This window comes from Streptomyces sp. YGL11-2, from assembly GCF_050054615.1.
Lineage (GTDB): Bacteria > Actinomycetota > Actinomycetes > Streptomycetales > Streptomycetaceae > Streptomyces.
Map to the genome: position 1 here is coordinate 31,727 of NZ_JBNHIN010000026.1, position 21,910 is coordinate 53,636.

22 protein-coding genes are annotated in these 21,910 nt (G+C 71.2%); 9 read left to right on the top strand and 13 right to left on the bottom strand.

The genetic code is table 11. The features are described 5' to 3' along the window. Positions 1-151 precede the first annotated feature (151 nt). A complete protein-coding gene (locus ACO1BR_RS26540) occupies positions 152-1,204 on the bottom strand; it encodes a chitinase (protein ID WP_426797693.1) in 1,053 nt (350 codons plus the stop codon). 307 nt (positions 1,205-1,511) lie between these two features. Further along, positions 1,512-1,895 carry a DUF5997 family protein gene (locus tag ACO1BR_RS26545; RefSeq protein ID WP_426797612.1) on the bottom strand — a complete coding sequence of 128 codons (384 nt, stop codon included), beginning with the start codon at positions 1,893-1,895 and terminating at the stop codon, positions 1,512-1,514. Positions 1,896-1,953: 58 nt separating this feature from the next. Between ACO1BR_RS26545 and ACO1BR_RS26550 the strand changes: the two genes are divergently transcribed. Further along, positions 1,954-2,763, top strand: a complete 810-nt coding sequence (locus tag ACO1BR_RS26550) for a LysR family substrate-binding domain-containing protein (RefSeq protein WP_426797613.1) — start codon at positions 1,954-1,956, stop codon at positions 2,761-2,763. A 47-nt stretch (positions 2,764-2,810) separates the two neighbouring features. Here ACO1BR_RS26550 and ACO1BR_RS26555 read toward each other — a convergent pair whose 3' ends face one another. From ACO1BR_RS26555 to ACO1BR_RS26565, 3 genes are all read right to left on the bottom strand, one after another. Then, complete coding sequence (locus ACO1BR_RS26555) at positions 2,811-3,251, bottom strand: thiol-disulfide oxidoreductase DCC family protein (protein ID WP_426797614.1); 441 nt, start codon at positions 3,249-3,251, stop codon at positions 2,811-2,813. A gap of 160 nt (positions 3,252-3,411) precedes the next feature. After that, positions 3,412-3,978, bottom strand: coding sequence for a GNAT family N-acetyltransferase (locus ACO1BR_RS26560; protein ID WP_426797615.1), 567 nt, complete (start codon positions 3,976-3,978; stop codon positions 3,412-3,414). A gap of 125 nt (positions 3,979-4,103) precedes the next feature. Next, positions 4,104-5,342 (bottom strand): M20 metallopeptidase family protein, encoded by a 1,239-nt coding sequence (locus ACO1BR_RS26565; protein ID WP_426797616.1) that lies wholly within the window; start codon positions 5,340-5,342, stop codon positions 4,104-4,106. A 144-nt stretch (positions 5,343-5,486) separates the two neighbouring features. On the opposite strand from ACO1BR_RS26565, the gene ACO1BR_RS26570 reads away from it, so the two are divergent. Then, positions 5,487-6,542 carry an Lrp/AsnC family transcriptional regulator gene (locus tag ACO1BR_RS26570; protein WP_426797617.1) on the top strand — a complete coding sequence of 352 codons (1,056 nt, stop codon included), beginning with the start codon at positions 5,487-5,489 and terminating at the stop codon, positions 6,540-6,542. Positions 6,543-6,568: 26 nt separating this feature from the next. Here the strand turns inward: ACO1BR_RS26570 and ACO1BR_RS26575 are convergent, their stop codons facing one another. Then, positions 6,569-7,858, bottom strand: coding sequence for a cytochrome P450 family protein (locus tag ACO1BR_RS26575; protein ID WP_426797618.1), 1,290 nt, complete (start codon positions 7,856-7,858; stop codon positions 6,569-6,571). 32 nt (positions 7,859-7,890) lie between these two features. Continuing rightward, positions 7,891-8,586, bottom strand: a complete 696-nt coding sequence (locus tag ACO1BR_RS26580; RefSeq protein ID WP_426797619.1) for a TetR/AcrR family transcriptional regulator — start codon at positions 8,584-8,586, stop codon at positions 7,891-7,893. 413 nt (positions 8,587-8,999) lie between these two features. On the opposite strand from ACO1BR_RS26580, the gene ACO1BR_RS26585 reads away from it, so the two are divergent. Both ACO1BR_RS26585 and ACO1BR_RS26590 read left to right on the top strand, forming a co-directional pair. Next, positions 9,000-10,169: a PP2C family protein-serine/threonine phosphatase gene (locus ACO1BR_RS26585; protein ID WP_426797620.1), complete on the top strand. Its 1,170-nt coding sequence runs from the start codon at positions 9,000-9,002 to the stop codon at positions 10,167-10,169. A 127-nt stretch (positions 10,170-10,296) separates the two neighbouring features. Beyond that, complete coding sequence (locus tag ACO1BR_RS26590; RefSeq protein ID WP_426797621.1) at positions 10,297-10,737, top strand: SRPBCC family protein; 441 nt, start codon at positions 10,297-10,299, stop codon at positions 10,735-10,737. 94 nt (positions 10,738-10,831) lie between these two features. Here the strand turns inward: ACO1BR_RS26590 and ACO1BR_RS26595 are convergent, their stop codons facing one another. After that, on the bottom strand, positions 10,832-11,119 hold the full coding sequence (locus tag ACO1BR_RS26595; RefSeq protein ID WP_426797622.1) for a hypothetical protein: 288 nt from the start codon (positions 11,117-11,119) through the stop codon (positions 10,832-10,834). A 248-nt stretch (positions 11,120-11,367) separates the two neighbouring features. Here ACO1BR_RS26595 and ACO1BR_RS26600 point away from each other — a divergent pair, with 248 nt between their 5' ends. Next, positions 11,368-12,504, top strand: a complete 1,137-nt coding sequence (locus ACO1BR_RS26600; RefSeq protein WP_426797623.1) for a site-2 protease family protein — start codon at positions 11,368-11,370, stop codon at positions 12,502-12,504. A gap of 47 nt (positions 12,505-12,551) precedes the next feature. Then, complete coding sequence (locus ACO1BR_RS26605; RefSeq protein ID WP_426797624.1) at positions 12,552-13,292, top strand: PP2C family protein-serine/threonine phosphatase; 741 nt, start codon at positions 12,552-12,554, stop codon at positions 13,290-13,292. Positions 13,293-13,413: 121 nt separating this feature from the next. On the opposite strand, the gene ACO1BR_RS26610 is transcribed toward ACO1BR_RS26605, so the two are convergent. Then, positions 13,414-14,301, bottom strand: coding sequence for a phenylalanine 4-monooxygenase (locus tag ACO1BR_RS26610; protein ID WP_426797625.1), 888 nt, complete (start codon positions 14,299-14,301; stop codon positions 13,414-13,416). Between the two features lie 262 nt (positions 14,302-14,563). On the opposite strand from ACO1BR_RS26610, the gene ACO1BR_RS26615 reads away from it, so the two are divergent. Beyond that, a complete protein-coding gene (locus tag ACO1BR_RS26615; RefSeq protein WP_426797694.1) occupies positions 14,564-15,637 on the top strand; it encodes a sugar ABC transporter substrate-binding protein in 1,074 nt (357 codons plus the stop codon). Between the two features lie 11 nt (positions 15,638-15,648). Here the strand turns inward: ACO1BR_RS26615 and ACO1BR_RS26620 are convergent, their stop codons facing one another. Both ACO1BR_RS26620 and ACO1BR_RS26625 read right to left on the bottom strand, forming a co-directional pair. Beyond that, complete coding sequence (locus ACO1BR_RS26620; protein WP_426797695.1) at positions 15,649-16,341, bottom strand: HAD family hydrolase; 693 nt, start codon at positions 16,339-16,341, stop codon at positions 15,649-15,651. Positions 16,342-16,452: 111 nt separating this feature from the next. Then, entirely contained in the window at positions 16,453-16,941 is a 489-nt protein-coding gene (locus tag ACO1BR_RS26625; protein ID WP_426797626.1) for an Lrp/AsnC family transcriptional regulator, read from the bottom strand. A gap of 203 nt (positions 16,942-17,144) precedes the next feature. Here ACO1BR_RS26625 and ACO1BR_RS26630 point away from each other — a divergent pair, with 203 nt between their 5' ends. Beyond that, on the top strand, positions 17,145-17,675 hold the full coding sequence (locus ACO1BR_RS26630; protein ID WP_426797627.1) for a DUF6624 domain-containing protein: 531 nt from the start codon (positions 17,145-17,147) through the stop codon (positions 17,673-17,675). Between the two features lie 7 nt (positions 17,676-17,682). On the opposite strand, the gene bglX is transcribed toward ACO1BR_RS26630, so the two are convergent. Next, positions 17,683-19,989 (bottom strand): beta-glucosidase BglX, encoded by a 2,307-nt coding sequence (bglX, locus tag ACO1BR_RS26635; protein WP_426797628.1) that lies wholly within the window; start codon positions 19,987-19,989, stop codon positions 17,683-17,685. Positions 19,990-20,196: 207 nt separating this feature from the next. Here bglX and ACO1BR_RS26640 point away from each other — a divergent pair, with 207 nt between their 5' ends. After that, positions 20,197-20,730, top strand: a complete 534-nt coding sequence (locus ACO1BR_RS26640; protein ID WP_426797629.1) for a GNAT family N-acetyltransferase — start codon at positions 20,197-20,199, stop codon at positions 20,728-20,730. 115 nt (positions 20,731-20,845) lie between these two features. Here ACO1BR_RS26640 and ACO1BR_RS26645 read toward each other — a convergent pair. After that, positions 20,846-21,910: thioesterase domain-containing protein (locus ACO1BR_RS26645; protein ID WP_426797630.1), on the bottom strand; the 1,065-nt coding region annotated here is incomplete at its 5' end.

The window sequence follows — 21,910 nt, forward strand, 5'->3', positions numbered from 1 at the left end:
ACGGTGGGGTTGTCTTGACGGGGTTTCGCGGGCACGAACGTCGACAACTCGCCTCGGCGGTTGCGGTTGCGTTTCTGCGGTTAGGGCGCTGCGGCGGTGCCGCACTCGGGTGACGGGGGTCGACCGCGCCGCGAGCGCTCAACGCCAGTGCTCAACGTCCCTGCAGAGCTTTGACGTTGTCGCCGAAGGTCCAGTTCTTGGAGCCGTCCCAGTTGAGGGACCAGGTCATCAGGCCCTTCAAGCCGCTGTTGTAGGTGTTCCATGCCTGGGTGACCAGGTTCGGGGTCATGTAGCCGCCGCCGGCGCCTGGTTGGGCGGGGAGACCTGGGACCTGCTGGTCGTAGGGGACCCTGATCGTGGTGCCCTGGACGGTCAGGCCCTTGTCGAGGCAGGTCGTCTGCGCGGTGAAGCCCTCGACCGTGCCGGCCTGGTACGAGTCGCCCGAGCAGCCGTACATGCTGCCGTTGTAGTACTGCATGTTCAGCCACCAGAGGCGGCCGTTGTCCGCGTACTTCTTGATGATGGGCAGGTATGCGCCCCAGATCGATCCGTAGGTGACGCTGCCGCCGGTGACATAGGCCGTCTCGGGGGCCATCGTCAGGCCGAAGCCCGGGGGCATCTGGGCGAGGACGCCGTCGATGATGCGTATGAGGTTGGTCTGGGAGGGGGACGGCTGGTTGATGTTCCCGCTGCCGGTGAGGCCGGTTTCGATGTCGATGTCGATCCCGTCGAAGTTGTACTTCTTCAGGATCGGCACGATGGTTTCCACGAAACGGTCGGCCACGGCAGTGGAGTTGAGGTCGATGCCGGCCGAGGCGCCGCCGATGGACATCAGAAGCGTGCTGCCGTCGCTCTTGGCCTGGCACATCTCGGCCGGGGTCGGCACCTTGACCGTGGCGTCCATCCCGTCCTCCCACAGGGCCGTGCCGTCCGAGCGGATGACGGGGAACGCGGCGTTGAGGACGTTGTATCCGTGATCGCGGATACGGGCGTCGGTGATCGGGGTCCAGCCGAAGGGCGGGTGGACGCCGTTCGCCGCGCCGTCCCAGTTCTCCCAATACCCTTGGAGGACCTTGCCGGAAGGGCGCGCCTTCGTGGCGCAGGTGTCGTTCCGGGGAGCGCTCGGGCTCGCGACGCCCAGCAGGGGCAGGACGCAGGCCGCTGCCAGGCCGATCCTCAGTAGGCGCGCTGTCCGACGACCGATCACGCGGTGCTCCCTTCACATCGTGACGGGACGTCACGAGGGTTGTGAGATACGGGAGTTCGGCGGATGGCCGGGGCCGGCCTCGTCCCGGAGCGGGTGGTGATGCGCCACACCGTAAGTTGGTCCATACCTATGGTCAATAGGTGTGGACCAATTGGGGGTGGGTGGGAGGAGGCGGGGGAGGAAACGGGAGGGGGGGCTGGCGTGGGGCGGGGTGTCGGCTTCGGTGTTGCGGTTGGTTACAGCGGGTGAGGCCGGCCGTGCGGTCGGTGGGGCCCGGCCGGGCTCAGGGGGACGCGTCGGCTCGTTACGCGTCCTTCTTCTTGTTCTTCTCCTTGATGCGCGAGGCTTCCTTGCGGACCTCGGCCTGGGTGGCGCGCTCCTTCTGGAGCCACTCGGGGTCGTCCGCCTTCAGGGCGTCGATCTGCTCCGTGGTGAGGGCCTCGGTGATCCCGCCGCGGGCGAGCCCGGAGATGGAGACGCCCAGCTTCGCCGCGACCACCGGCCGGGGGTGCGGGCCGTTGCGTCGCAGCTCCCGCAGCCACTCGGGCGGATCCGCCTGGAGCGCGTTGAGCTCGGTACGCGAGACGACGCCGTCCCGGAACTCGGCGGGGGTGGCTTCGAGGTACACACCCAGCTTCTTCGCCGCGGTGGCGGGCTTCATCGTCTGGGCGGTCTGGTGCGACTTCATGCTGCCCAGGGTATCGAGCGTGTGCGCGGTCGCTGACCACGGCCGGTAACCTGGCGGGGTGACAGGCTCGGAAGCATCCCCTTCGTTCCGGCTCGCGTATGTCCCGGGAGTGACGCCCGCCAAGTGGGTGCGGATCTGGAACGAGCGCCTGCCCGACGTCCCGCTGCATCTCGTGCAGGTGTCCGCCGCCGAAGCGGCCGATGCGCTGCGGGACGGGGGTGCCGACGCGGGTCTGCTGCGGTTGCCGACCGACCGGACGGACCTCAGCGCCATCCCCCTCTACACCGAGACGACGGTGGTCGTGGTCCCGAAGGACCACCTCGTGGCCGCGGCAGCCGAGGTAACCGCCGAGGATCTCGCCGACGACATCGTGCTGCACCCCCTCGACGACACGCTCGACTGGGAGCGTCCGCCGGGCCGGCCGGCGATCGAGCGGCCCGCCACGACGGCGGACGCCATCGAGCTGGTGGCGGCGGGGGTGGGACTGCTGGTCGTCCCGCAGTCGCTCGCCCGCCTGCACCACCGGCGGGACCTCACCTACCGGCCGGTCACGGGTACCCCGGAATCGCGGGTCGCGCTGTCGTGGCGGGAGGACGGGACCACCGATCTGGTGGAGGACTTCATCGGGATCGTCCGCGGGCGGACGGTCAACAGCACCCGAGGCCGCCGCCCGGCCGCACCGGCGGAGCAGAAGGACAAGCGCCCCGAAAAGAGCGGTGGGGGGCGCAAGCCCACAGGCGGCAGGTCGACCGGGAAGGCGACGGGCAAGTCGGTCGGTAAGCCGGCGGGCAGGGCGGCCGGGGGTGCGCGGCGGGGGGCCGGTGGCTCCAAGGGAGGCGGCGGCAAGCGGGGGAAGCCTCGCCGGTAGCCGGTAGCCGGTCGTCCGGGGCGTCGGTGGGGCGGGGCCGTGGGCGGTCAACTCGGGGGAGCGGGCCTGTTGTTGGAGGGCAGGGCGCAGGCCGGTGTGCCGCCGGGCATACGGTGGCGGTTGCGGGCGATGAGCCGGTAGGTGCCGTGGGCGAGCCAGCGCACCGGAGGCAGGGTGAGTACGGCGCCCACGACGGCCCATGGGCCGCCGGTGCGCAGCAGAAGCCTGGCGACGGCCTGGGCGCCGCCGTACACGGTTCCCGTCGGAGTGACCCAGAGCACTTCGTACTCCGACCGCTGCTCGGTGATCCCGAGCGCCGCCAGATCCGCGAACTGCCACGCCGTGACCCGGCAGCGGGGGCGGAGGTGCCGTTCGGCGAAGGCCACCGCGGTGGTGCAGAAGCCGCAGTCGCCGTCGTAGACGAGGACGGGGTCGCTCCGCGCGGGCGTCGGGGGCCGCGCGGCCGTCGTGGGCGTCATCGTCCTCATGCCTCCATGGTGTCGCGCGCGCGTGTTGCGACCGTAACCGGTGGTGATGGGTGGTGATTCGGTGGCGATCGGTGGTCAGCGGCGCAGTGGGGCCGCCGAGGGGCTGCCCTGGGGGACTCGTAGGGCCAGGACTGTCCGACCCCGACCCATCGGACAGGCCCTACCCGGCCTGCCGGCGGGCCGACCACTCCTCGCGGGTCAGTACGTACTCCACGTCCCCGTGCTCATCGCCCGCGACCGGGTAGGGCCACTCCTCGTGGTAGGTGCGGGCGAAGGTGAGGCCGCACTTCTCCATGACACGGCGCGAGCCGGTGTTCACGGACATGGTGTTGGCGGTGATCCGGTCGTGGTCCAGCTCACCGAACCCCTTCGCTATCAGGGCGAGCGCCCCCTCCGTGGCGAATCCCCTGCCCCACGCCGCCTTCCGCAGCCGGTAGCCGAGGTCGGCGGAGGCCGTCGGGCCGCCGTCCGTGTCGGGGCGGAGGCAGTGCCAGCCGAGGAACTCGCCGGTCTCCCGCAGATGGGTCGCCCAGAAACCGCCGTGCAGCATCCGCGCGAAGGACTCGGCGCGGATCTCGGCCCGTGTCATCGGCCGGCCTCCGGTGATGTACCGCATCACCTCCGGATCGCTGTCGAGTGCCACGACGAGGTCCAGGTCGGCCTCCGTGTCGGCGAAGGGGCGCAGGGTGAGGCGGGCTGTGGTGAGGAACGGGTCCTTGATAGCCATGCGGTGATCCTCGGTACCGGAGAGCGCCCGCGCCAGCCGATTTACGGGACGGGCCGCGGGTGGGCCGCGGCCCGGCGCTGTGCGTTCCGTGCGGTGTCCGGTGGGCTCGCGGTGCCGGGTGGGCGCTACTGCGTGGCGAGTGTTCCGCGGTCCAGGCGTTGTGCCGCCAACGTCGCCAGCAGTGCGGCCTGCCGAGCCAGCACGGCGTCGTCGAACACCGCCTCGGGGGAGTGGTTCATCGGAGCCGTCGCGGGATCGGTTCCCTCGGGGACGGCGCCCACCAGCAGCATCGCACCGGGCACCTGCGCCAGTACGAGCGAGAAGTCCTCCGAGCCGCTGTGCGGCCGCGGGGCGAGCCAGACGTGTGCGTCGCCGAGCAGCTCCCGTGCCGCCTCCAGCGCGAACGCGGTCTCTGCCGGCTCGTTGACGGTGACCGGATACATCACCTGGTAGTCGACCTCGGCCTCCAGGCCGTGCGCCGCGGCGATCCCGCGTACCAGCCGCGGCAGCCCCTCGGCCAGCCGCTCCTGGTTGGCCGCCGAGTAGCTGCGGACGGTCGCCTCCAAGACGGCGGTCTCCGGAATGACGTTGTGCTGCGCCCCGGCGTGCAGACTGCCCACGGAGACCACCACCGGGTCGAAGATGTCGAAGGTGCGGGAGGTCCAGCCCTGGATGGCTGTCACCATCTCGCAGGCCACCGGCACCGGGTCGAGCGCGGAGTGCGGGGCCGAACCATGGCCGCCGCGTCCCCGTACCGTCACCTTCAGCACATCCGACGCGGTCATCACCGTGCCGGGGCGGCTGGCCACCATGCCCTGCGGCACCTGGTTGGCGGCGACATGGAGCGCGTACGCGGCGTCCAGCGGCTTCCCGGCCGCCTCCAGCACGCCCTCCGCGATCATCTCGGCGGCCCCGTTGTGCCCCTCCTCGCCGGGCTGGAACATGAACACCACATCGCCCCGGAGCTGCGCCCGCCGCTCGGAGAGCAGCCTGGCGGCCCCCACCAGGCCGGCCGTGTGCAGGTCGTGGCCACATGCGTGCATCCGCCCGGCCAGCTGCGAGGCGTATGCGACACCGGACGCCTCCTGCACCGGCAGCGCGTCCATGTCCGCCCGCAGCAGCACCGCTCCTCCCGGTTTGCCGCCGCGCAGCACCGCGGTCACCGAGCTGAGCCCCTTGCCGAGGGTGATCTCCAGCGGCAGGCCGTCCAGCGCCGCGAGGACCCGCTCCTGCGTACGGGGCAGCTCCAGCCCCAGCTCGGGCTCCCGGTGCAGGGCCCGCCGCAGCGCGACGAGCTCCTCCTGGATCTCTTCGGCGTCCGCCAGCAGTGGCGACTCCGTGCCCGTTGTTCCCGTTATCGACATCCGTCTCTCCGATCCTGGCCTGCCGGCCCGGCTGCGGTCCGGCCTGCGCACCCGTCCGCGGTCCGCCTGCGCATGCCCCTACGCTGAAGCTGCCGCGCGCGTCGCGACCAGAGAACGCCGGAAAAACGCAGAGAGGACGCCCCGGTGCAGGATTTCGGCGGACTGGACGAGGTGGACTCGTCCCTCGTCCACGCTCTGCAGATCAGCCCCCGGGCCAGCTGGGCCCGGATCGCCGGGGTCCTCGGACTGGACGCGGTCACCCTCGCCCGCCGCTGGAGCCGGCTCACCGAACAGGGCGCGGCGTGGATCAGCTGCTATCCCGGGCTGGCGCTGGCCGTGTCCGGGCACGGCTGCCTGGCGTTCGTCGAGGTCGACTGCGCCAACGGCCGACTGCTGGAGGTGGCCGAGCAGTTGACGCGGCAGCCGGTGGTCTCGACCGTCGAGCATGTCACCGGCGACCGCGACCTGCTGCTCACCGTCATGACCACCGACCTGGCCACCCTCTCGCACTGGTCCACGACCGTGCTGGGCGCCCTGCCCGGCGTCACGGCCCGCCGGATACACCTGGCCGGCGCCATCTACGCCGAGGGCAGCCGCTGGCGCCTGCGCTCGCTGCGTCCCGCCCAGGTCGCCCGGCTCGCCGCGGACCAGCCGTCCCGCGACCACCGGCCCGGCCCCCTCACCCTGACCGATCTGGACCGCCGGATCATCGTCGCGCTCTCCGCGGACGGACGAGCCCCCTACACCGCGCTCGCCGAGCGCTGCGGCGCGAGCGTCGACACCGTGCGCAGACGGACCCGGCGCCTGCTCGACGAGGGTGCCGTGCACGCCCGCTGTGAGATCGCCCGCCCGTTGTCGAAGCGCCCGGTCGCCGCCGTGCTGTGGGCCGGTGTCCCGGCGGACACCGTCGAGCGGGCGGCCCGCGGTATCGCGGGCATGAGCGACATCCGGCTCTGCGCCGGCATCACCGGCCGGCACAACCTGCTGATCATCGGGTGGGTGCGGTCGGTCGACGACATCCAGCGGCTGGAGACCCGGGTCACCGAGAAGGTGCCGGGCATCGTCATCGGCGACCGCGCCGTCGCCCTGTGGCCGATGAAGCTGAGCGGCCATCTCCTGGACGAGCACGGCTACCGGCTCGGTACGGTCCCGATCGACGGCTGGAGCACGCGACGGGCCGGCGCCCCCGGCAGCGGCTGACCGGCTCGTGCGAGGGGACCGCGCGCTCAGCCCAGCCGCAACGGCAGCGACGCCAGCCGCCAGTTGCCCGGCGCCGGCACCCGCTCCAGCTCCTCCGGCGCCACCGCGAGCGACACCTCCGGATAGTGGGCGAGCAGCTTGCCGAAGGCGACCTCCCCCTCCTGGCGGGCCAGTGTGGCGCCCAGGCAGTAGTGCATGCCATGGCCGAAACCGACGTGGTTCTCCGCGTGGCCCGCGGGGTGGCGGGTCAGATCGAGCCGCGTGGGATCGGCGTAGTGACGGGGATCGTGATTCGCCGACACCAGGATGAGCTGCACGGCGTCGCCCTTCCGGATCGGCGTACCGGCCAGCTCGACGTCCTCGGTGGCGTACCGCAACTGGGTCATCTGCACCGGACCGCACCAGCGCAGCAACTCGTGGACGGCGCGCGGGAGAAGAGCCGGATCGGCCTTGAGCAGGCGCAGCTGGTCGGGGTGGGTGAGCAGCGCCGCCGTGCCGTTGCCTATGAGGTGGGCGGTGGTTTCGTGACCGGCCAGGACGAGGGTCAGGACCAGGGTGACCATCTCGACGTCGCTGAGCCGGCTGCCGTCGTCGTCATGCGTACGGATCAGTTCGCTGAGCAGGTCGTCGGTGAGGGCTTCGCGCCGGGCCCGAATCAGTTCGTGGATATGGTCGATCATCGCGGGGAACGCCTCGGCGAGCTGTCCCGGCTCCCGCGAGACGAGGTCGGCTCCCCATTTCCGCCATTGCGGACGGTACTCCTCGGGAATCCCGACCAGTTCGCAGATGACCGTGATCGGCAGGGGATAGGCGAAATGCCGGATGAGGTCGACGACGCCGTCCTCGGCGTGCGCGGGGAGCCGGGTCAGCAGGTCGTCCGCGATCTCCTCGACGCGGGTCCGCAGACCGGTGATCTTCCGTGCCGTGAAGGCTCGCGAGACGAGCCGCCGGAGGCGGGTGTGATCGGGGGCGTCCATGGTGAGGATCGAGCGGGCGAGATAGACGCGCAGATCCTCGGGCAGTCCCAGCATGTCCATGAGCCGTGACGTGGGCGATCCCTCGCCCGAACTGCCCCGCGCGCAGGCCGGATCGTTGGCGAACCGCTGATCGCGCAGGACCTGCCGGACCTCCTCGAAGCGGGTCACGAACCACACCGGTGTGTCGTCCAGGAAGCGGGCGCGGATGACCGGGCCCTGCTCCCGCAGCTCGCCGTAGCCGGTGAACGGGTCGTGGAGCAGGCCGGGGTCCATGGAGTTCGGCTCGCCGGGGTGTTTGCCGACGTGCTCGGCGAAGGGCGACTTGTCTAATTGCGTCATGGTCTCTTTCTCCTTCGGTGGGAAAGGGGCGCTCAGTCGCGCAGCTGCCGGCGCATCTCCTCCGCGCTGTGCCTCTCGAACTCCTCGTAGAGCGCGATGACTTCGGGCGCGGCGGCCGCGGCCGCGTCATGGGAGGGTGTCGTCTCCAGCATTCTCCGGACCGACTCGGCGAAGATCCCGCCGCGTATCTCCGGGGTGTCCGGCGCACGGTCGAAGAGCAGCGCCTCCGCCGTGAAGAAGCCGGTGGCCGTGGCCATCAGCGCATACTGCTGGTGCCGCACATCGGTGTCCGCGTACATCAGGCCGTGCTCGCGCAGCACTTCGAGATGGCGGCGCAGGACGCGGTCGCCCAGGGCCACGAGGTCGGCGAGCTCCTTCCTCGCCGAGTCGTTGAGCCGGCCGAGGACGTCGACGTCGTCGGTGTACAGGGCGCGCAACACCGGTTCGGCCAGGAAGTCGCCGTAGTAGGCGCCCATCATCCGGCTCGGCAGCACCTCCAGCGGATCGGCGCGCATCCGCGCCAAATGCCGCTGCTGGGCACGGGACTTGGCCTTGAGCACGACGGTCAGCAGCAGTGCGTCCTTGGTCTTCCAGTGCAGATAGACCGTCCCCTTGCCGACCTTGGCCCGGCGGGCGATCTCGTCGATCGTCACCCGCCCGTAGCCCCAGGCGAGCAACAGCTCCGCGGCCACTTCCAGGATGCGCTCGCCGCGCTCCGACCGTTCCACGGACCGTCTCCCTCCGCGTCCGTTCCGATGTCCGTGACCGGATTTCGAATCCGGTCATGTGGTCAACGCTAGATCCGCCGGTGCCCGGCGATAAGACGGTTTCCGGCCAGCCGAGCCAGGGAGGACACCGGGCTGACGGCCTTCGTTCGCCGCCCCCGCGCCGCCGGACCGCCTTCGACGACTTCCCGGCCCGCCGCGCCGCCGACCCGGCGTACGCCCTCCGGCAGCATCCGCGGGCGGGCGCGGTGGTGGAGGAGCAGGGCAGGGATGAGAAGGGCGGCGGGGCGGCGGGTGTGACATGCCGCCGATGGCGTAATCGTCGGGTTGGCTGTTCAGGGGCGTCAGGCTTGAGGGCCGTGAGCACGGTCGTGACAGGAGTCCGTGACAGGAGTCCGTGTGAACAGGTCGCGTGAGTGGATCTTCGAGCTGTGATGGGTCGGCGGGGCCGCGGCCGTGAGGCCAACCGGCTCACCGGGCTGGTCGACAGCAACGGGTTCGAGGTTCCGACGGTGCCCACGTGGATGCGCTGGCTGCCGCCCGCCTATTTCGTCTTCGTGCTGCTGCTGGAATTCGTCACGCCCACCCAGTGGGCGGTGAGCTTCCTGCTGATCGCGGTGCCGGTGCTGGCGGCCTTCGGCTTCGGACCGGTGGGCGTCGCCGTCGTCACGGTATGCGCCGTCGGGTTGGAGGCCGTACTGGCGGGGACCCCGTGCTGTACGGGGCACAACATCCACGAGTTATGGGGGAACAACTACGTCGCCGCCTATATCTCCACCGGTGTCGTAGGGGTGCTCGGCGTGGCGCTGGCCGGGCACCGGCAGCGCCAGCGGCGGCAGCTGGTGCGGGCCAACTCGGTGGCCGAGGCGCTGATGCGGACCCTGCTGCGGCCGGTGCCGCACCGGGTCGGATCGGTGCTGGCCGCCGGGCTCTACCGCTCCGGTGAGGTCGGTACGACGGTCGGCGGAGACCTGTACGACATCCACGACACTCCGGCGGGCGAGCGGGCCATCATCGGCGATGTCCGGGGGAAGGGGCTCCAGGCGGTACGCACCGTCGCCGATGTCCTCGGCTGCTTCCGCGAGGCGGTCTACGCCCCCGGGGATCTGCTGGAGGTCGCCTCCCGTATGGAGCGGCGGCTGGTGCGCGAGGCGGCGGAGATCCCGGACGACGAGCTGTTCGTGACCGCGGCGCTGATCGAGTACGACGCCGGGGCCCACCAGGTGACGATCATCAATCACGGGCATGTCGAGCCGGTGTTGATCTCCGGCGGTGAGGTGACCGTCCTCTCCGGGCCGCCCGCCCTTCCGCTGGGGCTGGGCCGGCTGGCCGCCGAGCTCCCGACCGCGTACACCCACCGCTTCGCACCGGGCGATGTGCTGCTGCTCTGCACCGACGGGCTGGTCGAGGCCCGTGATCAGGCAGGGGACTTCTATCCCCTGCTCGAACGGCTCGGTGACCGGTTCGCGGGGCGGCCCGCTCCCGGTCCCGCCGATGTCATCGACTTCCTCGACACCGATCTGCCGCGCCATACCCGTGCGCTCCACGACGATGTCGCGATCCTCGCGATCGCGCCGCGGGGATAGCGGCGGCGGATCGGCGCGCCGCTCGGCAGCGCCCCGCCCCGGAGCGCACTCGGGTCGCCTCCGGGCGTCGCGCGGAGGACTCTGGATACGTAGCGGGGGAGCCGTGAAACGAGCTGTGAGGTGTGCGATGAGCACTCTCGAAGAACACATCGACATCAGTGTTCCGGTCGACAAGGCGTGGGACTGCCTCCATCGCGCGGAGGTCTATCCGCGGTTCGTGAACGGTGTGCGCGAGGCCCGTTCGGCCGGTGAGCGGCGGACGCACCTGGACCTGGACGCCGCCGGCCCGACGCAGGAGCTGGAGGTCGAGATCGTCGACCGCGAGATGGAGAACGTGATGACCTGGCAGACCAGGAGCGGGCCGGATCTCGCCGGTTCCTTCTCGCTGCTGCCCATCGACCGGGAGCACACCCGGCTCCAGGCCCGTTTCGAGTACGACCCGGGCACGATCAAGGAGACCTTCGGCGGTCCGAAGGGGTTCGCGCAGGCGGTCGCCATCGAGCGGAGCGTGCGCAGCGACCTGGAGCATTTCAAGGAGCTGGTGGAGACCGAGGCCACGCGCAGGTAGCGGGCGCGGGTGACGGGGGAGGGGAGAGGAGAACGGGGAGGAGGACGGAGGCGGGGGCGGCATGTGCGGGCGCGACCTCAGGGGGCCGGGGGGTTCAGAGGTCGGGGCGCTCCGGCATGGGGTGTTCCACGCCGTCGAGTTCGAGCGTGCAGCGCGGGGCGGCGGGTACGAGGCGGGGTTCACGGATGCGGACGCGGAAGAGGCGGGCGGGATCGTCGGGCAGTTCGCCGGTGAGCAGGTTCATGCCCGGGCCGTGCTCCTTCTGGTAGGCGATGACCTTGCCGTTGACCAGGAGTTCTATCTCGCCGTCCCGTCCGGGGCCGACGTTCACGGTGATCGAGTGGTGACCCTGGTCGAGATGGAAGTGGTGGCTTCGCCCCATGACGATCCGCCTCCTGTGATGGCGCGCCTCCCATGGCGGCGCCCGTGCTTCCAGGTTAGATCCGCACCCCGCGGGCTCCCTGGGCAGCGCACCCGCGGGCCGCGTGCGCCGGACCGGCGGTCGCCGCCCCGACGTGTGCGGTGTCGCGAGCGACAATTGTGGTGAGTGCCGTGCCGGGCGGTTCGCGGAGTGCGGGGCGTCGAGGCCCTGCCCGGGCGAACCGGGTGCCGGGCCGGCAGGAGACGGTGATGAACGGCTCGGTCCGTATCGGACGTGTGGTCGGGGTGCCGCTGCGCATGCACTGGAGCGTGCCGCTGCTGGTGGTGCTCTTCGCGTATGGGCTGGGGCGGCAGACGCTGCCGGCGACGACGCCGGGGCGGTCCGCCGTCGTCTACGCCCTCGCCGGTGTCGTCGGGGCGGCGCTGCTCACCGGCAGTCTGCTGCTGCACGAGACGGCGCATGCCGCGATCGCGCGGCGCAAGCAGATCTCGGTCGAGGACGTGACCCTCTGGGCGCTGGGCGGGATGACGCGGATGGGCCGGCCGAAGACGGCGGCGGCGGCCTTCGCGGTGGCGGTGAGCGGGCCGCTGACCAGCCTGATGATCGGGGGCGTGGCGCTGGGGGCCGGAATCGGGCTGCACGAGCTGTCCCCGCTGTGGGCGGTACCCGCGGTGGTGCTGGTGTGGCTGGGGTGGGCGAATCTGTTCCTGGGGGTGTTCAACCTGCTGCCGGCCGTGCCGCTCGACGGGGGACGGGTGGTCCAGGCGCTGCTGTGGTGGCGTACCGGCGACCGGGACCGGGCGGATCTGGCGGCGTCCCGCGGCGGGCAGGTCATGGGCGGGCTGATGGTGGCGGTCGGCTGGATTTCCCTGCTGCGCGGGGTCACGGGCGGGCTGTGGCTGGCGTTCATCGGGCTGTTCATCATGGTCGTCGCCGGGGCGGAGCGGCGGAATGCCGCGCTCCAGACGGCGTTGCGGGGCGTGCGGGCCGCGGATGCCATGTCCAGTCCGGTGGTGACCGGTGCGGACTGGCTGAGCGTGCGGCGCTTCATCGACGAGGTGGCGGTGACGGCCGGGCACTCCGCCGTGCCGCTGCTGGACTTCGAGGGCCGGCCGAGCGGCATCGTGGAACTCCGCCGGCTTGCCGCGATCCCCGGGCCGCAGCGGGAGGAACTGCGGGTGCGGGACGTGGCGACGCCGCTGTCCCAGTGCGCGGTGGCCGCCCCGGACGATCTGCTGACCGAGGCGCTGGACAAGCTCAATCTGCGGACCGGGATGCGGATCCTGGTCGTCGACACGGGGCATCTGGTGGGGATCGTCACCGGCAAGGACATCTCCCGGCTGATGCAGCGGCACACGCTGAGCGGGCGGCAGACGGCGGGGTGAGCGCGGGCGACCCCCGGGCCCCGCCCCGAGGAGAGGCGGACACGGCGATGCGGTACATCACGGTGACGGCGCTCAGTCACACCGGGCTGATCCGCGAACACAACGAGGACAGCCTGGTGGTGGGGCCGTGGACGCTGTGCGGCACGGTGACCGAGAATCCGCAGACGCTGGTGTTCCCACTCGGCAAGCCGCTGGTGGTGGCGGTCGCGGACGGAATCGGAGGGCAGCCGGCCGGTGAGGTGGCCAGTGCGCTGACCGTCCGGCACCTGGCGTCCCTGGGGCCGTCCCTGGACAGCGAGGACGCGGTGCGTGACGCCCTGGTCCGGTGCAATCACGCGGTGTACGCGGCGGCCGACCGGGATCCGGCGCTGACCGCGATGGGCACCACGGTCGCCGGCGCCGTCGTCCTGCCCGACGCGCTGCTGGTCTTCAACGTCGGTGACAGCAGGGTGCTGGAGGCGGACGGGGACGGGGTGCGTCAGGTGAGCGTGGACGACAGCCCGCCGCTGCGGGAGGGGCAGCGCACCACCTCGCTCGTGACCCAGGCGATCGGCGGCGCGACCCGGTTCTGCGCCGTCACCCCGCATGTGACGACCGCGCCGCTCGCCGCGGGCAGCCGGTATGTGGTGTGCACGGACGGGCTGACCGACCCCGTCCTGGACGACGAGATCGGCGCCCTGCTGCGGGCGTACGACGGCGGCCGGGCGGCCTTCGAGCTGTGGAAGGCGGCCATCGAGGCGGGCGGGCCGGACAACATCACGCTCGCGCTGATCGGCGTGCTGGAGTGAGCGGGGCGGGCCGTTCAGGGGCAGAGCCCGCGCGGGCGGCTCGCGCCTGCTCCGCCGCGCCCGTGCCGGCCGCCCGAACCCCGCGGAAAGCGGCCGCACTTCCCCGTGGAGCCGGGCGGTGTCATCTCCGGTTGCCGGGGATTGACGGGATTCCCAGCCGGCGCCCGGTGTCCTCGTCGAATTCCGCGCAGAACGCACCCAGGGTGTCTTCGAGGTGCGCCAAAGACCGTGCGGCGAACAAAACCGGCTGATAGCCGGAAATGCGGTACGGGAGTGAGGCCGCGGCGCGGATGTCCAGTGCCCGGACTTCCCGGACGGCATGCGCGCCGATCTCCCCGAAGGAGGAGAGCAGCGCAGCGCCGAAAGCCTTGGGAGCACCGGATTCGGTGAGCAGACCGTATTCCAGGGTGAACCAGTAGACCCGGCTGAGAATGTCCAGCGCCTCCTTGGAACGGACCCGGTTCGCGGTCCGCCCGAAGAGCCGGTACAGCTCCGCGACGCGCGGATCCGACAGATGAATGCCGTGCCCGAACACGTCGTGGATGACATCGGGTTCGGGGGTGTAGAGCGGCACGGCCGGATGGCGTACGAACTGCACCGCGTGGAAGTAGCCGTGCTCCATCGCGCCCAGGAACCGCTCGTTGGCCACCACACCGCCGGCCAGCGTGAACCCGAAACCGGTCCGGGCCCGCAGGCCCGGCGAGATGTCCGCGTGCTGCGGGATCCGCTCGGCGGGGATGTCCGCCTCCTCCGCGGCGTCCTGAGCCTCCCGGCAGGCGTGCGCGCGGTGCGCCGGGCCGAGCGCGGTGTGCACCGTACGCCAGGTCCGGTGCTCCGCCTCGGTGTAGTCGACGCCCTCGTACGGCGCGCCGACCCGATGCCCCTTGGCGCGGGCGGCCAGCACGTCGCGGCGCCGCAGATAGTCCTGGTCGTGGCGGCCGGGGTGCTCGTCGGGGAGGCCCAGCCGCCCCTCGGCGGAGATCGGGGTCTGCTTCCACACCGTGGTCATGGCCCTCATACCTGCCCCGCGGCAGCACGAAGATCACCTGGCGTAGCGGGCCGGGAACCGCCCGTCGACGCCCGTCCCCTGACGTCTTCGGACTCTCAACGCAGAACTCGCTTCCATATCGTTATTACTTCGATTCTTGACGATCCGGGCCCGAGTGACGTTCACTCAGCCGTTCTGGGCCGAGTCAGGGCGGCCCCTTGCGGAGGTACCTTTCATGAAGGCGATGAAGGCGATGAGTGCGGCGAATGTGACGAATGCAACAATGCGCCGCCGGGTCGCCATCAGTGCGGTGGCGCTTTCCCTCGCCGCACCGTTGGCGGCGTGCGGAAGTGATCATCCGGCCGCGGATCAGGGCAAGGACACGATCGGTCTGCTGCTTCCGGAGAGCAAATCCACGCGCTACGAGAATTTTGACCGCCGGATCATTTCGAGCAGAGTCGCGTCGCTGTGTCTCGAATGCAAGTTGGACTACCACAACGCCGAATCCAGCCCGGACACCCAAAGAACCCAGTTCGAGGCGATGGTGAACAAGGGCGTCAAGGTCATCCTTCTGGACCCGGTCGACGCGCAGGCCGCCAAGAGTTGGGTGGACGCGGCAGCCCAGAAGGGTGTGCAGGTCATTGCCTATGACCGGCTCGCCGAGGGCAACGTCAAGGCGTATGTCTCCTACGACAACGAGAAGATAGGCCGCCTCCAGGGCGAGGGAATTCTGACCGCACTCGGTTCCCGGGCTTCCAGCGCGAACGTCGTCATGCTGAACGGTTCGCCGACCGACCCGAACGCCCCGTCCTTCAAAAAGGGTGCACATGCCGTCCTGGACGGCAAGGTCCGCAAAATCGCCTTCGAGAAGGACATTCCCGAATGGTCCGAGGAAACAGCCAAGAAGGAGATGACCAACGCCATCAACACCCTCGGCGCGCAGGGCATCGACGCGGTCTACTCGGCCAATGACGGAATGGCCACAAGCGTCGCCGAAGCACTCAGGTCGGCCGGCCTCAAGAACATTCCGCTGGGCGGTCAGGACGCCGAACTCCCCGCGCTGCAGAGGCTGTTGAACGGAACCCAGTCGTTCACTGTTTACAAGCAGGTCCGGCCGGAGGCGCAGACCGCCGCCGAGATCGCCTTCCGCCTGCTGCGCGGCCAGCGCATCACCTCGCTCACCTCGACCACCGCCAAGAACAGCAGCACGTCGGGTATCCCCGCCAAGCTCTTCAACGCCCAGTTGGTCACCAAGCAGAACCTCAAGGACACCGTCGTCAACGACGGCGTCGTCCGTACGGACCTGCTCTGCACCCCGGACCTCGCCGCCGAGTGCAAGTCGGCCGGAATCGCGTGACCGGCCCCCGGTTAGGCGGCCGGTTCCGTCCGCCCCAGCCACGCGTACGCGGCCCGCGCCGTGAACTCCCCCTGGCCGCCCGCGAAGAGCAGGCCGGCACCGGCGAAGGCCGGATCCCCGGCGGTCGCGGCCACATACGGGACCGCGATACACCGCATGCCTGCCCGGTGCGCCGCCAGCGCACCGGGCGCCGCGTCCTCCAGCACAACACAGGCGCCGGGCGCGACACCCATCCGGCGCGCGGCCTCGAGGAACACATCGGGCTCCGGCTTGCCGCGCGGCACCTCCTCGGCCGACACCAGCGTGGTCAGCTGCGCATCCAGCCCCGTTCCGGCCAGCACCGCCTCGATCGCGGCCCGTGACGAACCCGACGCCACCGCCATCGGATGCCCACCCGCGGCCAGCAGCGCCACCAACTCCCGCATCTCCGGGAACACTTCGGTATGCGCCCGGGCCAGCTCCAGATAGGCGCGGTTCTTCCCGGCCAGCAACTCCTCGACCGGTGCGTCGATGCCGTACTCGCGCACCAGGATCTCCAGCGTCTCGCGGGTGCCGATCCCGATGAAGCGGGCGTGCCGCTCCCAGGTGAAGTCCGTGACGCCGTAACCGGCCAGCAGCCGGCGCCCCGCCTCGAAGTAGTTCGGCTCGCTGTCCACCAGCGTGCCGTCCAGATCGAAGATGACCGGGGTCGGCGGGGCCGACATGGCGGACGCGGCGGAGGGGGGCCGGGGGTCGCTGGAGGCGCTCATACCGTCCAGCATGCCAAGCCGCCCGCCCGGACGACCCGCGCACCCGCCCCGGTCAGACGCTCCGCGTCACGCCGTCCCCGGCTTCCCGGCGGCCGTGCCCACCGTCTCCACCAGCGGCAGCATCCGGTGCGGCACCCGCTCGCGCAGCGCCACCTCCGTCCGCGTACGCACCACGCCCGGCAGGCTGATCAGCCGCTGGATCACGTCCTCCAGATGCGCCGCGTCCCGGGCGACCACCCTGGTCAGCAGATCCCCGCCGCCGGTCGTCGAGAACGCCTCGATGATCTGCGGCACGCCGGCCAGCGCATCGGCGACCTCCTCAAGGCGTCCCTGCGTCACCTCGATGTGCACGAAGGCCAGCACCGGATGCCCGAGCGCGGTGGGCGAGAGCCGGGGGCCGTACGCGGTGATCACACCTTCCCGCTCCATCCGGTCCAGCCGCGCCTGCACCGTCCCCCGGGCGACCCCGAGCACCCGGGCGTACTCCCGCACGCTGGTGCGCGGCTGCTCCAGCAGCAGCCGGAGGATCTTCGCGTCCAGCGCGTCCACGGCCATGGCCCCACGGTCTCCTCGGGTCGGCGGATGGTCGGTGAGCGGGCGGAGCGGTCCGCCAGAGGTCGGATCGTTCCGGGGGATAGATCCATTATCCCTGCGCGAGACCCCTCCGGGCACCGTCCGGAAGGACGATCTTCGGCCGGATTTGCCCCCTTAGCGTGGTGTCGACCACCCGATGCGATCCCGCAATCTCTGGAGGACGTATGACACACGACGACCCCGCCCATCGCCCCACCGAGGACGAACTCGCCGCACTGGCCGTGGAACTGGTCGGCATGGCCGCGGAGGACAACCGGACCGCGCACCGCGCCAACAGCGACGACTTCGCCGACCAGTTGGTCTGGCGCCGACTGACTGCCCGGCACGGCGACCGGCTCGGCGAGATCATGGACCGGTACGGCTGGCCGACGGCCGAGCTGGTCGGCGCCGAGGCCGCGCGGAGTGCCTGGCTGCTCGCCCAGCACGCCGACCGCCAGCTCGAAGTGCAGCGCCGGGCCCTGCGGCTGATGGAGGGTGCGGTGGCGGAGGGCGCGGCCGGCGCCCGCGAGCTGGCGTTCCTGCGCGACCGCACGCTGGTGAACGAGGGGCGACGGCAGGTCTACGGCACCCAGATCGCCGGCGTACGGGACGGCGCGCCCGTTCCGTGGCCGTGCGAGGAGCCGGAGCGGATGGACGAGCGCCGGGCGGAGGTGGGCGTTCCGCCCTTCGCCGAGTACGTGGCCCAGTTCGCCTGAAGCGCCCTCAGGTGAGGGACAGCGTGCACCTGCCCTCGGCGGCCGAGCTGTTCCCCACGTAGATGTCGATGGCGCCGGGCTCCAGCAGGAACTCGCCGTGCGGGTCGTGGGTCCAGAACCCCAGGTCCTCGGCACCCAGCCGGAACTGGACCGTCCGGCTGCCGCCCGGCGCCAGCGTCACCCGCCGGAAGCCGCGCAGCCGGCGGACCGGCTGGGCGATGGCGGCGGCCCGGTCGTGGACGAAGAGCTGGACGACCTCGTCGCCCTGCCGGGAACCGGTGTTGGTGACGGTCGCCGCGACCTCCACGGTGTCCCCCGCACGCAGGGCGCTCACCGGGATCCGGTCGCGGCTCAGCGCGGGCGGCCCCGTACGGAACGTCGTATAGCTCAGGCCGTGGCCGAACGGGAACCGGGGCCCGTCGGGGAGGTCGAGATATTTCGAGGTGAACTTGTCGTCGGGGTCGTAAGGGCGACCGGTGTTCTCGTGGTTGTAGTGGATGGGGATCTGGCCGACCGTGCGCGGGAACGAAACGGGCAGCTTGCCACCCGGGTTGACCCGGCCGAACAGCACATCGGCGATGGCGTTGCCGGCCTCGATCCCGGGGTGCCACGCCTCCAGCACCGCGGGTGCGCCGTCCAGCCAGCCGCCGACGGTCAGCGGACGCCCGTTGACGAGGACGACCGCGAACGGCTTCCCGGTGCGCGCGATCGCCTCGATCAGCTTCTCCTGCGCGCCCGGCAGGCCGATGTCGCTCCGCGCGGCGGCCTCACCGCTGAGCGCCGCGGGCTCACCGACGACCACGAAGGTCATCCCGGCGGAGCGGGCCGCCGCCACGGCCGCCGCGATACCGCTGGTGTCGTCCCCCTGCGCCGCGACACCCCGCTCGTAGCGCACCGTGCTGCCCGGCACGGCCTTCCGGACGGCGTCGAGGACCGTCACGGCGGGGAACTTCTGCGCCGCGGGCGGCATCACCCAGGTCCCCAGCAGATCACCGGAGTCGCCGAACGGCCCCACCACCGCGATCGACCCCACGGACCGGCCGACCGGGAGCACCCCCTGCTCGTTCTTCAGCAGCACCATCGAGCGGGCGGCGGCCGTGCGCGCCGCCGCCCGCGCGTCCGGTGTCGGCGCCGCGATCTCGCCCCCCTCGTCCGCATACGGACGCGCGAAGAGCCCGAGTGCGAACTTCAGCCGCAGGATCCGCGAGACCGCGTCGTCCACCCGCTGCTCGCTGATCTTCCCCTCCCGCACCAACCGCTTCCCGTACGTGACCATCGTGGTGCTGGTCATCTCCATGTCCACACCGGCATGCAGGGCGAGTCGGGCGGCCTGCGCACCGTCCTCCGCGACGCCGTGCGGGATCAGCTCCTGGACCCCGTTCCAGTCGCTGACCACCATGCCGTCGAAGGACCATTCCCGTTTCAGGATGTCGGTGAGGGTGTGCGGATCGGCGTGCGCGGGGACGCCGCCGATGGTGTTGAACGAGGCCATCACCGTGGCCACCCCGGCGTCGACCGCGGCCTTGAACGGCGGGAGGTACAGGTTCCGCAGCCGGGCCTCGGAGACATCCACGGTGTTGTAGTCGCGCCCGCCCTCCGCACCCCCGTACGCCACGAAGTGCTTGGCGCAGGCGGCGATCCGGTCCGTGGCGGAGAGGTCCGCCCCCTGATACGCACGGACCTTGGCCGCGGCGAACGCGGCCGTCAGATACGGGTCCTCGCCGTTGCCCTCGGCGATCCGGCCCCAGCGCGGCTCGTGCGTCACATCCATCATCGGCGCGAACGTCCAGTGCACGCCGTTGGAGCGGGCCTCCTTCGCCGAGACCTCGGCGTCCCGCTCCGCGACCCGCGGATCGAAACTGGCGGCCTGGGCGAGCGGGATCGGAAACGTCGTCCAGAAACCGTGGATGACATCCAGCCCGAACAGCAGCGGAATGCCGAGCCGGGACTCCTCCACGGCGATCTTCTGCAGCGCGTTGCTCGCCCGCGCCCCGAAGATGTTCAGCACCGAGCCCAACCGCCCCCGGCGCGCCGCCTGTTCGGCCACCTTCGTGCCGGGCCCGCCCGGCCCGGTCTCGTACGTCCAGGGAAGCTGCTGGAGCTGGCCCAGCTTCTCTTCGAGAGTCATACGCGCCAGCAGCGCGCGGACCTCGCCGTCGTACGGTCCCGGGCGGTGCGCCGGGACGCTCGCGCCGGCCGCGGACCCCGCGGTCCGGGGAAGCGCGCGCGCCGGGCCGGCTCCGGTGCCCAGGAGCCCGGCGGTAGCCGCAGTACCCCCCGCGGCCAGCAGGGAACGACGTCGCAGCCCACTCATACCCGCACCTTTTCCCTCCATCGCGGCGTGAAGGTCGTCCCAGGGCGCCAAGAGCTGAAGTGAACGTAGGTGGAGGGAAGTTGAGCGTCAAGACGTCGAACCGGCCGCGCCGTACGCGTACAAGAGGCGAAGGGGCGGCCGGGTGTGCCAGGGCCCTTCCGAAAGCCGCGGTTGGCCGCCGTCCGCCAGGTGTCGCATCATGCGGGGATGATCGAGAACCCCCCTTCCGCGCTGCCACCCGTGGAGCGGCTCACCCGCTACACACCCGTCGACATGGCTGAGATCCTCGGCGACGGAGACGATGCCTTCGGCGTCGCCGAGCACGGCCTGACCTGGCTGCCGAAGGAGGAGCACTTCGGCATCCGGCTCGGCGGCCGGCTGGTGGCGCACGCCGGCCTGCGGCTGCTGCCGACAGCGATCGGCGGGGCCGAGACACGGGTGGTGGGCGTCGGCGGTGTGGCCGTGGCGGCCGGGGTACGCGGGCAGGGGCTCGCCCGGCGGGTGGTGGCGGGCGCGCTGGAGCACGCGCGCACCCTGGGCCCGCGCTACGGGCTCCTCTTCTGCCGCGCCCCCCTCGTCGCCCTCTACGAACGGCTCGGCTGGCAGGCGCTGCCCGGGGAGGTGCGGGTGGAGCAGCCCGCCGGCCCCGTGGTCATGCCGCTGCGGACCATGTGGACGCCCCTTTGCGACGGTGCCCACTGGCCGGCGGGACCGGTCCGGTTGCTCTCGCTGCCCATGTGACCCCGGACGGACGGTGCCCTTCGGCTCAGACCGGACTCCGGACCGGTTGAGGGCCCTCGGGAAGACGCGCCGGGAATCGCTCCGTGATGTGGCATCCCGGTGTCCCGCACGGGCGTCACGCGCGCAGCCGGGTGTGGATGGCCGAGGCGAGTTCGGCGACGCCGGTGGCCCTCAGCGCGCTGTAGTGATCGGCGTCGAGTTCGACCACGGCCGGGGGTGCGGCGGAGTGGCCGGACCAGGTTTCGATGAACGAGTCGTCGTCACCAGTGGACTTGAAGAGCGCGACGCGTACGTGGAGCTGCCGTTCGGACAGTTCGCGCCCGTTGTACTGGAACTCGTACGTCCGCGCGACGATCCGGGTGATCCGGCGGATCAACTGCTCGTCCAGTGCGGGGAGCAGACGGTGGATGAAGCCGACGAAGCCGTCCTCGTCGCGGACCGTCGCCAAACACCGGTCGAGGTCGCGCCCGGTGATGGACCCGGTGAAGACGGAGAACAGGATCGTCAGGTACGCCGGGTTGGCGTAGGACGCCTGACGCCCGTAGCGGTCGGCGTTGGCATGGTGGACCTTCGGGTTGCCGGGGCAGAGCAGCATCAGCTGGTCCACCGCCTGACCGGCCTGCTCAAGCTGCCATGCGGCCTCGAAGGCGACCCGGGCGCCGAAGGAGTAGCCCCACAGGGTGTAGGGGCCCTCGTTCTGCACGTGCCGGATCTCGGCGAGGTCGGCGGCGGCCATCTCCTGGAGGGTCCGGTAGGGCTCTTCGCCGGGGTTGACGCCGTGTGCCTGGATGCCGTGGAAGGGCCGGCCCATGGCTGCCCGTCGTGCGAGCAGGCGCAGGTTCATCGGGTAGCCGCCCAGCCCCGGCCAGCAGAAGACGGGCCGTCCGGAGCCCGCGTCGTGCAGTGGCACCAGCCGGGAGGACGGGCAGGGGGCGCAGTCGGCGATGCGGGCGGCGAGGTCGGCCAGTTTCGGGCGCTCGAAGACGACCTGCAGCGGCAGCCGCGTGGCGAACGCACGGTTGATCGTCAGGATGAGCTCGACGGCGGTGAGCGAGTCGCCGCCGCAGGCGAAGAAGTCGTCCTCGACCGAGACGTTGTCGTACTTCAGGGCCTTGCCCCACGCCTCGGCGAGCCATTTCTCCTGCCGTGTGACCGGGGCGACGTACGGGGTGGTGGGGGG